The organism is Bacillus cereus group sp. BcHK124 (genome assembly GCF_027712065.1).
Taxonomy (GTDB): Bacteria; Bacillota; Bacilli; order Bacillales; family Bacillaceae_G; genus Bacillus_A; species Bacillus_A pacificus.
In genome coordinates, this window is the sequence record NZ_JAQFPJ010000006.1 from 136,188 (window position 1) to 149,797 (window position 13,610).

Here is a 13,610-nt window from a genome sequence, read left to right on the forward strand (position 1 = left end):
TATGACGCACAGCCTTTTTCTTTATTCAAACGATCCTCTTCTTTTCTTCTCTAATAAGACTCTTCCTATATTAAAAATAAATGCGATAAAAAATATAGTTGCGCCCATTAAAAATGCTAAATTATAACTACGAATTATTCCTTGCTGATATTCCTCCTTTACTTGTTTGTAAATTTTTCGCTCTCCATCAGATTTTAAGATGATTTGCTGTTTTTTATTTATCGCTTGCAATACTTCCCCCCTTTCTAAATTTTACAAATCACTTTTTTTAATCACAGTTACTACTTCCCTATTTACCTTCTCTTTTTCAACTAACAATTGATGATTCAGAAACATCACAAGTATCGCAACCCCAACAATACTTCCAACTGTTCTTGAAATATTACAAATACTTGCAGCAACACCTGACTTTTCAATAGGCACACTTAAAACTGCCGTTGTTGTATATGGTGCTAATGTGCACCCAGTTCCAATTCCAACGATTATTAGCCTCCAAATATAATCCCATGTAGTAAAGTTTGAATCTATTTGACTAAATAAATATGACGCTACGATAAATGTTAATAGCCCTATACTACCTATTAATGAACTTCCCCGCTTTGCTGCGAGTGGTGTTACTATTGCTGTAACAAGCATCGAAACAATCGCTAGCGTGCTAATTATTAAACCTGACTGTAATTCAGACATACCTTCTACTTGAACAAAATAAAAAGCAAGTATAAATAAAAAGTTCATTAGTCCCATTCCAACAAAGAATAAAGAAAAATTCGAGATTGAGAACTCTTTATTTGTGAATATTCTTAATGGCAACATTGGATTTTCACTTTTCTTTTCAATGATAAAAAATAATATAAAACCTATGAATGAGAGCATAAAAAGAAGTATTAAGCTTATCGTGCTTAAATGATTTGTATTTACTTGTATGAGTGCATATACGAGTAAGCATAGTGCAGATGCAGAAGTAATCATACCTGCCCAATCTATTTTAGAGCTTGTAGCATGATCATACGATTCTTTAATACAAAGAATCACGAAAATGAAAGATAATATACTCACTGGTATATTAATAAAAAACACCCAACTCCAATTTAATTTGTCAATTAAAACGCCTCCAAGTGAAGGGCCAATCGCCGCTGCTAATCCCCCAAAAGCTCCCATGACGCCTCCTATCATACCTTGTTTTTCTTTCGGTACTAAATTAAGGCCTAATGGCATAGCAACTGGTACGATAACTGCGGCGGAAACTCCTTGTATTACCCTAAAAGCAACTAATGTATGAAAAGAAGTGGCTATACCGCACATAAATGAACTAATAGAAAAAAACAATAAACCAATAATATACAGTTTCTTGCGACCAAACTGATCCGCCAGGCGTGCTGCAATTAATAAACACGATACAAAGGCAACATTATAACTATTAGCAACCCAAGAAATTGTATCAATTGAAGTATGAAATGTCTTTGTCATTTCTGGTAATGCAATATTCACAATATTCGAATCTAAAATTGCCATAAAAAAACCTGCAATTAAAGCTATTAATGCTAATATATTCCTCATTTCTGCCACCCTTATTCTTTTTATTTATTTAAAATCCCATTCATAAATAAATTTACACATGTCTCTATATACTCTTCTAACTGAATTTCTTCTTCCGATATACTTACATTCATAATGTATAAAAACAATTGTCCATAAAACATATTCGCTATCAAACGGTAATTACAGGTGGAAATGTGTCCCTTCTCACCAAGTTGCTTTAAATATTGTTCTAAGTGATTCACTAGATGTGAATTCAACTCATGTAGTAATGCTTTCATTTCACTATTTTGTCTTGATTCTATTAACGCAGCCCAAATATAATTTAGCTTTGGTAAATTGGTTTGAATATATGTTTCCGCCACTTTCGTAAGGTCCTTATGTAAATCACCAGTAAATTGCTCTTCTATTTCCTCTAGCAAAGCAACTGGTGTCGTCCGTAAAATAATACTCTCCCTAAAAAGATTTTCCTTATTTTTAAAATTACGAAATATCGTTAATTCGCTTACTCCTGCTTTTTCTGCCACTTCACGAATGGTTGTCGCTGTATACCCCTTTTCCCCGAATAATAAAGTAGCAGCTTCCATAACTTTTTCTCGTGCTGTTAATTTCCCCATCTATATTCCTCCATTCAATATGTAAGTAAGTAATTACTAACATATTATCACAAAAGAAAAATGAAAGTAACTAGTTACTTTCATTTTCTGGAATTTCATTATCTAATTTCTTGAAAATAAAAACTTCTCAAATATTAACAAAGCGTCTCCTTCCTAAGCTTCCAACTAAACCATCTCCCATGCCCTTCTGTTTCTCCGACTGTTTCACGATATTCGTTTCCGTTAATATAATAATCAATATGAAGATTCCGGTCCCACATGTTGTTATATAAGTGGAATACATCACGTTTTGCACCTATTTCTTGGATTTGTTTTTCCAGCTTACGTTTTATTTGTTCAGGTATTTGATTTGCGACGTGTGTATGGAAAATACAGATAACCGCCTCTTCACTTATTCGTTCAATGATAGATGATAATAGCTCTACACCGTCTCCTTCTATTAATTGAACAGATTTATTTTTTACTAAAGATGCAGCTTGGTCAAACAGTTCAAGCCTTTCTTTATGTTCTGGCCATATGAGTGCACGTAGCCATAAATAATCTTCATCACTATGTAAATCATTTACATGTAAATCTAGTCCGATTCTTTCTACGACAGGTGGACTTTCTTTTAATAAATGAGGCACATTCTCCCCTCTTATTTCAGAAGTTACATGTACATTCGAATTTATATTTCCGTATGTTTCATCTGTACCGTACGAATAGCTATATTGGTCCCAAAATAGTTGTAATCCAGAACTTGTCCCAATTTCTATTAACGCTAACGGTTTATTCACTTTGCTGAATATGTAACTGAAACTTGGATATAAGTACGCACATCTTCTTACTTCATTCGTTTGAACAAGTTTCGTTTGTAATAAAGTAATGATTTCCTCTCTGTATATTTTACAGAAATCTTTAAAATGAGCAAAAGCTTGATCTAAATCTGTATTAGCATGTTCAACTAAGCTACTATAGTACGTTTTTAAATGATGTTCTTTCCCTGCTAATAATAAATAATGTACTGCACCTAATAATAAGTTTGGGACTGGTTGACCTGCTTGAGCGTAGGAAGATAGTGTAAGTACTTCCTCATCTTCAGCAATTTGTATTGATAAGTATTCATATAAGTCACTTGACCCTTTACATTCCTTTATTGAAAAATTTCGAAATAAGTTTGCGATTTGTTCTTGTGTACGCATGTGTATCCCTCCTTTTAAAATTTCAGAATAATTATACAATAAACAAAGCAAAAAATCCCATAAAAAGGTATCCCTTCTACTCACCTTTGGATACGTAAGCTTTTTCGAGATAATTTCAAACTGTAATTTTTTTCTATTTACCAACTTAAAAGAGCTTGTTAAATAAGATTTTTGGCGAATAAAACGTTAAATAGTTTAAAATTATCAGATAACACTAGATATTTTAGTCTATTAATTATTATAATAGAGTATGAGATGGTTATATAATTGAGACAAAAAAGGTAAATACCTAGGTGGGGCCTAGGCGGTGTTTCTCTTTTACGGCTTAGACATAGAAAACACCTACTCTTTTTTGCCAATATAGGGGATGGAGAGATTATCATGAGCAACATGCAGCAAAAAACAGACGTTATCTTAATTGGTGCAGGAATTATGAGTGCAACGTTAGGCTCATTGCTAAAAGAATTAGCACCTGAATGGGAAATTAAAGTTTTTGAAAAACTCGCTAGTGCCGGGGAAGAGAGCTCTAATGAATGGAATAATGCAGGTACAGGGCATTCTGCGCTATGCGAACTGAACTATACTTCCGAAAAATCTGACGGATCTATAGATATTAGTAAGGCTGTAAAAGTGAATGAACAATTCCAGCTTTCAAGACAATTTTGGGCATATCTTGTAAAAAGCAAATTAATTCGTAATCCACAAGATTTCATTATGCCTCTACCTCATATGAGTTTAGTACAAGGTGAAAAAAATGTTCAGTTTCTAAAAAACCGTTTTGAAGCGCTTTCAAAAAATCCACTGTTTCAAGGAATGGAATTTTCCGATGCTCCTGAAACATTAAAAAAATGGCTTCCACTCATTATGGAAGGTCGTACATCTAATGAACCTATGGCGGCAACGAAGATTGACTCTGGAACAGATGTTAACTTCGGTGCATTAACACGAATGTTGTTTGATTACTTAAAAACGAAAGATGTCGAGCTAAACTACAAACATAGTGTCGAAAATATTAAACGCACGAAGAATGGTTTGTGGGAAGTAAAAGTACACGATATGAATAGTGGTAAAATCGAGCATCATACTGCAAAATTCGTCTTTATCGGTGGCGGCGGCGGTAGTCTACCTCTACTACAAAAGACTGGTATTCCTGAATCAAAACATATCGGTGGATTCCCAGTAAGTGGACTATTTATGGTATGTAAAAACCAAAAAGTTGTAGAGCAACATCATGCAAAAGTATACGGTAAAGCTAAAGTTGGCGCTCCGCCAATGTCTGTACCTCACCTTGATACGAGATATATAGACAATAAAAAAGCTTTACTATTTGGACCGTTCGCAGGGTTCTCTCCTAAGTTCTTAAAAACTGGTTCAAACCTTGACTTAATTGGTTCTGTAAAACCGAATAACGTCTTAACGATGTTAGCTGCTGGTGTAAAAGAAATGGGATTAACAAAATACTTAATTCAACAAGTTATGTTATCGCACGAGAAACGTATGGAAGAATTACGCGAATTCATTCCGAACGCAAAAAGTGAAGATTGGGATATTGTAGTTGCTGGTCAGCGTGTACAAGTAATTAAAGATACTGACGCTGGCGGTAAAGGAACACTTCAATTCGGTACTGAAGTTGTTAGTGCGGCTGATGGATCAATCGCGGCGTTACTAGGTGCATCACCGGGTGCTTCTACTGCCGTTCATGTTATGCTTGAAGTATTAGAAAAATGTTTCCCAAGCCGAATGGTAGAATGGGAAGGAAAAATAAAAGAAATGATCCCTTCTTACGGCATTTCATTAACAGAAAATCCAAGATTGTTCCAAGACCTTCACACTTCTACAGGGCGTACGCTTGGATTAAACGAAAAAGAAACAGTTCATAACTAATAAAGAAAAAAACGTCCGATACATTCGGACGTTTTTTCGTTACTAGAAATTATATTTATCAATATTATCCTTCGTAAATACGACTCGTTCTGGTAGTACGATAATTCCGTTCCCTTCTGCCTCATAATCATATCCTTGAATGGAGTTTGGCTCTACCTTCACTTTCCCAATCCCTTTTACTTCAAAGCTATCCCCTACTTTTAACTTCTTCCCTTTTACTACTATTTCATTTGCAACATACGTTGCGAGTGCACCTTGTTGTTTGACATCCCATAAACCAAATTGCGCTACTGTTCCTCGTTTTACGTAATCACGCATCACGTTTGGTGTAGAGAAGCCAGTTACGACTACTTTTTTATCCATTTTTAAATTTTCAGCTGCTTGTGCCATTGCTGGAAGTGCCGTTGCATCCGGACAAATGACTGCATTAATATCTGGATACGTTTTTAAAATATTCTCCCCTACCGACAAAGACTTTTGCGCATTATTTTCACCGTACTGCGTCGTTACAATTTCCCAGTTCGGATATTTCTTTTTAATAATTTCTTTCGCTTTCGTTACCCATTGGTTTTGATCCGTTACTGTTGGACTAGAGTAAAAGAAGGCTACTTTTCCTTTATCTCCAATTTGCTTAGAAGTCATTTCAATTAATAAGTTAGCAAGTTGATCCGGTGTTCCTTGGCTTATATAAAAGGAACGGTCTTTCGGATTGACATCAGAATCCCATGTTAACACCGTCATGCCTTTTTTCTTAGCACGTTGCAATGATTGTGATAAACCATCTACTGACGTAGAAGAGACCATAAGTGCATCATAGTTTTGGTTAATAAAATTATTTATATACTTTACTTGCCCTGATACACTCGCTTCAGACGGCCCATCATATTTCACTTGTACGCCTAGCTTATCTCCCATCTCCTTTGCTCCTTCACCTCCCGATGTAAAGAAGCCCACTCCTGTTAATTTCGGGATAAATGCAAATTTCACATCATCAGCTTTTTTCTTATCTGCGGTTTGACTAGAACAAGCGATTAAACCGATTAAACAAATGCATACGATTAATACAATCCCTAATTTTCTTTTCATGACATTTCCCCCTTATGCAAATTCTTTCTTTTCCCCAATGTGAATTGATGTAATTTGAAATGTCTCATAATAACTGAAAGAATAAGGATAATACCAATTACTACGTTGGATTGTTCATTTGTTAAACCCGTCATTTGCAAACCATACTGCATGAGCCCAATAAAAATACTTGCCAGTACAGTACCGATAATGCTTCCTTTTCCCCCTGTAATAAGTGTCCCGCCTAATACGACTGCTGTAATGATTGGTAAAATTGTTTCACTTCCCATATCAGCACGTGCGGAACCGAAATATGCAGTTAAGAAAGCGCCTCCTAATCCACCTCCTAATCCGGAGAGTATGTAAGCGATGATGACTACTTTTTTCGTTTTAATCCCGGTGTATTTGGCTGTATTTTCGTTCGCACCTGTTAATTTTACGTGGCGCCCGTATATAGTTCGGTGAAATAATACAGTACATAAAACTGTTAATACGATCAGTAGCCATAATAAATTCGGTATTCCTATAAAACTACCGTTTGCCAGTTGTACAAATGTGTCAGGTAAACCGCTTATTCCTTCATACCCAGAAGCACCTGCCCCCCCTGAAATGACGAGTGCAATTCCTCCGTATAAAAACATCGTTCCGAGTGTAACGACGAGTGGTTCGACATCTGTCATTTTTATAATGAGTCCGTTTAAAGCGCCTGCTAAGCAACTAATTACTAAGGATATTATGACAGCAAACAAAATAGGTATTCCGTTCATCCAAAGTACACCGATCAAGATTGAAGTGAGCCCCATTATTGAGCCGACCGATACATCAATTCCTCCTGTTACAATGACGAAAGTCATTGGTATCGCCGCAATTGCGATAAATAGGAAATCATTTGTACTAAAAAGGAGATTACTAATATTTAAGAAATCACCATTTATCAAACTAAAGAGAATGAATTCTATTAGAAGTAATACAATTAGAACACCTTCCCATCTGTATACATACTTCATAGATTCATCCTCCTTTCTGCCTTCCACTTTTTCATAACACTATCCAATATGATGATAAGTAATAATAAAAAACCTGAAATAGCATTATTCCAAAATGCTGGTATTTTTAAAAAGACGAGTGAACTGCTTATTGTTTCTAAAAATAATGCTCCTAATGCAGCTCCAAATAAAGATCCTGTTCCTCCTTTTAAATGGATTCCTCCTAGTACAGCAGCTGCAATAACCTGTAGTTCTATCCCGGTTCCTGTTTGATTCGGAACGAACCCGATATTCATAACAAATAGACAACCAGCGAGCGCGGCGCTTATTCCTGAAATCATAAACGCATATACCTTCACTTTATTAATAGGTATACCAATAAGTCTCGCGCCATCTTCATTATCACCTACCGCGTAAAAGTATCTTCCAAATGGCATTTTTCTTAAAAAGAAGTATAGTAGTAGTAAAATAATAAGAACAACCCATACAATTATCGGCAGACCAAATATGACGATAGATGACAGCTTCTTAAAATCATTTGGTATATCTTCAATCCACTTTCCACCTGTGAAAATTAACATTGCACCTCTAATAATTCCTAACATGCCTAATGTCATAATAATGGCTGGTACCCGAAACTTCGCAACCCCATTACCATTTACGAAACCGATAATAGCCCCAAGTATAATAGCAGCAAATATCGACAAGAATGCACTATACCCATTCGTTAACATCATCCCGCAAACTGCTGCACTTAACCCCATACTTGAACCAACTGATACATCTATATTTTTCGTAAATAAGACGAACGATTGGCCAATTGCTAGCACGACTAAAATAACGCTTGATTTTATCAGTAAAGATAACGAATTAAATTGAATAAAACTAGGGTTTATCATTCCTACAATAGCTATATACATTAGTAGTAACAGTATGATAGACGTTTCGTGCATTTTTAACATGCGTTTCATTCCGCTACACCTCCGTATGCAAGGCGTGTAACTTCATTCACACTCAGTTGTTCCTTTTCCATATGAGAAACAAATCGCCCATTTCTCATTACATATACACGATTTACTAATTGAACAATTTCTTCAACATCTGAGGAAATTAATAAAATTGCGAGTCCTTCCCTTTTCATTTTTTCTATCGTCTCATACACTTCAAGCCTCGCTTTCGCATCAATTCCGCGAGTCGGCTCATCAAGAATAATAATTTTCGGATTACATGCGAGATACTTTGCAAGCACGACCTTCTGCTGATTACCTCCTGATAAAGATGCAAGTTCTTCATTCATATTCTGTACAACAATTCGGAACTGTTCTATAAACGAATTAACTAAAGCGCTTTCTTTTTCTTGATTTATAAAAAAGCGATTATTTTGCTGTAAACTTGCTGCTGCAATATTTTCTTTAACAGAAGCAATTGAGAAAATTCCATTCCTCGCCCTATCCTCTGGCACATAAACTAGTCCTTCGTCTAGCCTTTTATGCAAAGAACACGTATCAATTGATTTTCCATCTAATAAGATAGACCCTGATTTTATAGTTTTCAATCCAAATATCGCTTCTGCTAATTCAGTTCTGCCAGATCCTATAATGCCAGCAACACCTACAACCTCTCCCGCATGTACAGTGAATGATATATTTTCGAATGCGTGACCATTTATATCAACCACTTCTAATATTTTTTTCGTCCTTGCTGTCTCTTGAACTACTTCTATTTTCTCTTTCTGTTTATATCCTTTTGGCAATAGTCCCTCCATTAGCATGTCATATGTATAGTCACATACATCACCTTGGCTTACAATCATTCCATCACGTAGTATTGCTACTTTGTTGGCAATTTCAAAGATTTCCGGAAAGCGATGCGTAATATAAATCATCCCAATTCCTTTTTCTTGTAAACTTTTCATCAACACAAAAAGACTCTTAATTTCGTGAGTTGTTAATGTCGATGTTGGCTCATCTAGAATAAGAATCTCGGCTTCTCGTATTAATCCTCTAACGATTTCTACTAACTGTTGCTGCGCAATGGATAATGATGCTCCTAACTCATAAAGGTCAATATCCCACCCTAGACTGCTAATCAATTGCTGAATCTGTACTCTTAGTTTCTTTTTCTTTTCTTTTAACCCGATACATATATTTTCTTCAATAGTCATATGCGGAAAAATGAGCGGTTCTTGCGGTATTAAATAAATACCTTTTCGATGTGCTTCTGACGGATTTGAAAACTGTTGCTTCGTTCCTTTTACATACATTTCTCCATCATCATACGAATATAACCCCGTTAATATTTTCATTAATGTTGATTTCCCGGCGCCATTTCCCCCCACTAAAGCGTATATATCTCCACGCTCTACTTGTAAGTTCACTTCTTTTAATACAAGTTGATTTAAAAACGCCTTACTCATTTTTTTTACTTGTAATAAAGGTGCGTTCTCCACATGATGTCACCTGCCTTTATCCAGAACATTTTTTGAGAAAATGATTATTTGTTCTACTTGTTTTGTAGCATTGTATATTCCTTTTTTTATATCTAGAACACTTTTTTCTACGTACTATTCATCGCTTCAACTGGAATAAACAAAATATATGGTACATATGTTTAAGCTGTGGTCAATTGTTGAAAGGGATGAAGAGTATGACTCAGCTGAACTTTGAAGAGAATTTATTAACGAAAGTCGCTTGGTACTATTATAAAGACCAATTAACACAACAGGAAATCGCTTCACTTCTTCACATTTCAAGAAATAAAGTCGTCAGGTTATTAGATAAGGCGCGGAGTGAAGGTATCGTTACATTTCACGTAAAAGGGACTGGTTTACACTGTTTAAGTATTGAGCGTGACTTAATGAAAAAATTCCACTTAAAAGATGCTTTTATTATCCCTACCCCAGTAAACAATTATCACGCTTCTCTCGGAAAAGCTGCTGCACAATATTTAGAAACTCAGCTTCAGCAAGGAGGTTTACTCGGTATTGGCTGGGGAGAAACCATTAGCAAAATGCTAGAAAACATTCATTTCGAAAGTTCTATTAATCTCTCAATCGTAACGTTAACAGGCGGAGTAAATCACTATCTCCCGAGAAAACAAAACTATTTACATTACATGCAAGGCGATCTTCACATTATCCCTACGCCGTTTCTAGCATCTACAACCGAAATGGCACAAAGTATTCTATCAGAACCGAGTGTAAAAGATATGCTTCATGTCGCTTCACTTGCTCATACGGCTGTTGTCGGTATTGGAGGATTATCTCAAGACGCTACGATTGTAAAAGAAGAAAAATTAACACTACGTGAGATGACATATATTCGTAGTCAAAACGGTGCTGGCGATATTTTAGGACAGTTTTATAATACAAATGGCGATTTATTGGAGCTCTCGCATCACGATCGTCTAATTGGCACGCCTCTCTCTATTTTGCGCAATATGAATCATGTCGTCGGTGTTGCTGGAGGTATAGAAAAGATAGATGCAATTTATGGTGCCTTAAAAGGAAAGTTTATTCATACATTAATTACTGATGAGGAAACTGCCCTCTCCTTATTACGAAAGGCTGGTGATTGTTAATGTCCCATTTATTAGCTTTCGATGCTGGTACAGGAAGCATTCGAGCAGTTCTTTTTGATTTACATGGTAATCAAACTGCAGTAAGTCAAAAAGAATGGATTCACAAATCTGACCCTCGTTATCCAGGCTCTATGAACTTTGATGTAATAGAAAATTGGAAGCTAGTACAAGAATGCACGAAAGAGGTTCTTCAAAAAAGTAATACCCCTGCCTCTTCTATTCTTGCTATTAGCGCTACAAGTATGCGGGAAGGATTTGTTTTATATAATCAAGATGGGCAAGAAATATGGGCGTGTGCAAATGTTGATGGGCGTGCATCTGCGGAGGTTAGTGAACTAAAAGAAATTCGGTCACATCTTGAAAAAGATTTATATACAAAGTCTGGTCAAACTTTTTCATTAGGTGCTTTACCCCGCCTACTTTGGATTAAAAAACATGAACCAGACGTCTATAGCAATATTCATTCGTTTACGATGTTAAATGATTGGATTTTATATAAATTAAGCGGGGTACTGCAAATCGACCCTTCAAATGGATGTACGTCTGGTATTTTTGACTTGCAAAATAGAGTGTGGGATAACGATGTCGCTAAGGAGTGCGGGATAACGTTGCCATTTTCGCCAACAGTAAATGAAGCTGGTACCGTTATCGGCAACGTTACAAAAGAGTGTGCAGTATTAACTGGATTACGTGAAGGAATTCCTGTCGTCGCCGGGGGCGGGGATGCTCAAATGGCATCGCTCGGAACTGGAGTTGTGAAACCGAATCAAACATTAATATGCGGAGGTAGCTTTTGGCAACAAGAAGTGAATGTCACTGAGCCAATAGCGGATCCATATGCTGCGATTCGTGTAAATTGTCACGTCGTACGTAACCTATGGCAATATGAAACGATTGCCTTTTTCCCAGGCCTCGTTATGCGCTGGTTTCGAGACGTTTTTTGCCAAGAGGAAAAGAAACTTGCTGACAAACTCGGTGTAGATGCTTATGAATTACTAGAAGAACAAGCGAAAGACGTACCTGTCGGTTCACATGGCATTATCCCTACTTTTTCAAACGTTATGAACTACATTTCTTGGCGTCATGCCGCACCTTCTTTTTTAAATTTAAGTTTAGACGCTGACAAATGCGGAAAAAAAGAACTGTTTCGTGCTATTGAAGAAAATGCCGCCTTCGTTACACTTGGAAACTTAAAATTAATAGAAAACCTCACAGGGACATTCCCTTCTGAAGTCGTTTTTGCTGGTGGTGCCGCTAAAGGAAAACTATGGCCACAAATTTTATCAGACGTCCTTGGTATTCCTGTAAAAGTACCTGTTGTGAAAGAAGCAGCTGCTTTAGGAACTGCGATTGCTGCTGGATTTGGTGCTGGCATATATTCATCTATGGAAGAAACTGCCGAAGAGTTTGTACAGTGGGAGCAAACATTCGAACCAGTTACTGAAAATCACGAACTATATAAAGAGTTCTATGAAACATGGAAAACTGTATATGACAGTCAGCTCGCTTTAGCTGATAAAGGGCTCACCTCACATATGTGGATTGCGCCTGGTGCACTGTAACACATTACATAAAGGAGTGAACTGTATGTTAAAAGCGAATGAAAATGACTTCTCCTATCGCTTCGGTGATAACGGGCCCAAATATTTAATACAAGGTCCGAATATTGATCTTGGCCTTGTTGTCATTCAGCCTGGGCAGGAGTTTCAAAACCATTATCATACAACGTGCGAAGAGGTATTCTATGCATTAGAAGGTGAAATAGATTTCTATGTAAATAACGAAAGAGTTCCAATTAAACAAGGGGATGTCCTGCAAGTTCGCCCACATGAATCTCACTATCTTATTAACCATTCTGACAAACCTTTTAAAGCAGTTTTTATTAAGTCACCACATTTAACAAGTAAAGATACGGTACAAACGGAAAATCCAACATTAACAAAGGAGTGATTTCGAATGACTTGGGGATTTAAAAATCGATTAAATACAATTTTACCTGATGGCAGAGCGGTTATGTTAGCGATAGATCACGGCTACTTTTTAGGACCAATTCATGGGCTTGAACAGCCACTTGAAACAGTTAAAAACTTACTTCCTTATACGGATTCTCTCTTTTTGACGCGTGGTGTACTTAGCTCCTGCATTCCTGAAAACTGCAGTACACCGATGGTTATGCGTGTATCTGGCGGGGCTACTGTCGTCGGTAAAGATTTAGCGAATGAGACAATTGTTACACCTGTAAAAGAAGCAGTAAAACAAAACGCGATTGGCGTAGGTGTGTCTGTTTTCGTCGGGTCCGACTATGAGACACAAACGGTTACGAATCTCGCAAACGTAGTTTCAGAAGCTCACGATTATGGTCTGCCAGTACTCGGCATTACCGCAGTTGCGAAAGAACTACAAAAACGTGAAGCTCGCTTTCTAGCACTTGCTTCCCGTGTATGTGTTGAAATGGGTGCTGACATTATTAAAACGTATTACTGCGAAGGGTTCGAAAAAATTACGAGCACATGCCCTGCCCCAGTCGTAATTGCTGGTGGCCCAAAACTGGATTCAATTGAAGATGCATTAAACATTACGTACAACGCGCTGCAAGAAGGTGCAATCGGCGTAGATATGGGTCGCAACATATGGCAATCCGAACATCCAGCTGCGATGATTCAAGCGATACATGGTATTGTGAAAAATGGATTGAATGTGAAAGAGGCGTTGGAATTATATAATGATGTGAAAAATTAAGGTGAGAGATAGACTATTACACT

General features: G+C 36.7%; 11 protein-coding genes and 1 pseudogene. 5 read left to right on the plus strand and 7 right to left on the minus strand.

The window, feature by feature from the left end; translation table 11 throughout:
- Window positions 1-21: 21 nt before the first annotated feature.
- From PDK19_RS12205 to PDK19_RS12215, 3 genes and pseudogenes are all read right to left on the minus strand, one after another.
- Window positions 22-1,557 (minus strand): annotated as a pseudogene (locus tag PDK19_RS12205) (MFS transporter).
- A gap of 20 nt (window positions 1,558-1,577) precedes the next feature.
- Window positions 1,578-2,153, minus strand: a complete 576-nt coding sequence (locus PDK19_RS12210) for a TetR/AcrR family transcriptional regulator (protein WP_000517412.1) — start codon at window positions 2,151-2,153, stop codon at window positions 1,578-1,580.
- Between the two features lie 134 nt (window positions 2,154-2,287).
- Window positions 2,288-3,334 (minus strand): DUF2332 domain-containing protein, encoded by a 1,047-nt coding sequence (locus PDK19_RS12215; protein WP_049111535.1) that lies wholly within the window; start codon window positions 3,332-3,334, stop codon window positions 2,288-2,290.
- A gap of 381 nt (window positions 3,335-3,715) precedes the next feature.
- Here PDK19_RS12215 and PDK19_RS12220 point away from each other — a divergent pair, with 381 nt between their 5' ends.
- On the plus strand, window positions 3,716-5,218 hold the full coding sequence (locus PDK19_RS12220; protein ID WP_000069165.1) for a malate:quinone oxidoreductase: 1,503 nt from the start codon (window positions 3,716-3,718) through the stop codon (window positions 5,216-5,218).
- Between the two features lie 42 nt (window positions 5,219-5,260).
- Here the strand turns inward: PDK19_RS12220 and lsrB are convergent, their stop codons facing one another.
- From lsrB to PDK19_RS12240, 4 genes are read right to left on the minus strand one after another with little or no spacing between them, the layout of a single operon-like run.
- A complete protein-coding gene (gene lsrB / locus PDK19_RS12225; protein ID WP_000823651.1) occupies window positions 5,261-6,304 on the minus strand; it encodes an autoinducer 2 ABC transporter substrate-binding protein LsrB in 1,044 nt (347 codons plus the stop codon).
- Window positions 6,301-7,290, minus strand: a complete 990-nt coding sequence (locus PDK19_RS12230; protein ID WP_270707174.1) for an ABC transporter permease — start codon at window positions 7,288-7,290, stop codon at window positions 6,301-6,303. The genes lsrB and PDK19_RS12230 overlap by 4 nt, the downstream gene beginning before the upstream one ends.
- Window positions 7,287-8,240, minus strand: a complete 954-nt coding sequence (locus tag PDK19_RS12235) for an ABC transporter permease subunit (protein WP_263703635.1) — start codon at window positions 8,238-8,240, stop codon at window positions 7,287-7,289. The genes PDK19_RS12230 and PDK19_RS12235 overlap by 4 nt, the downstream gene beginning before the upstream one ends.
- Window positions 8,237-9,718, minus strand: a complete 1,482-nt coding sequence (locus PDK19_RS12240; protein WP_270707176.1) for a sugar ABC transporter ATP-binding protein — start codon at window positions 9,716-9,718, stop codon at window positions 8,237-8,239. Before PDK19_RS12240 ends, PDK19_RS12235 begins: the two co-directional genes overlap by 4 nt.
- Window positions 9,719-9,915: 197 nt before the next feature.
- Between PDK19_RS12240 and PDK19_RS12245 the strand changes: the two genes are divergently transcribed.
- From PDK19_RS12245 to lsrF, 4 genes are read left to right on the plus strand one after another with little or no spacing between them, the layout of a single operon-like run.
- Entirely contained in the window at window positions 9,916-10,848 is a 933-nt protein-coding gene (locus tag PDK19_RS12245) for a sugar-binding transcriptional regulator (RefSeq protein ID WP_270707178.1), read from the plus strand.
- Window positions 10,848-12,410 carry an autoinducer-2 kinase gene (gene lsrK / locus PDK19_RS12250; protein ID WP_270707179.1) on the plus strand — a complete coding sequence of 521 codons (1,563 nt, stop codon included), beginning with the start codon at window positions 10,848-10,850 and terminating at the stop codon, window positions 12,408-12,410. The genes PDK19_RS12245 and lsrK overlap by 1 nt, the downstream gene beginning before the upstream one ends.
- Before the next feature lie 25 nt (window positions 12,411-12,435).
- Window positions 12,436-12,798, plus strand: a complete 363-nt coding sequence (locus PDK19_RS12255; protein WP_263703639.1) for a cupin domain-containing protein — start codon at window positions 12,436-12,438, stop codon at window positions 12,796-12,798.
- Window positions 12,799-12,804: 6 nt separating this feature from the next.
- Window positions 12,805-13,587, plus strand: coding sequence for a 3-hydroxy-5-phosphonooxypentane-2,4-dione thiolase (gene lsrF, locus PDK19_RS12260; RefSeq protein WP_000219783.1), 783 nt, complete (start codon window positions 12,805-12,807; stop codon window positions 13,585-13,587).
- Window positions 13,588-13,610 lie beyond the last annotated feature (23 nt).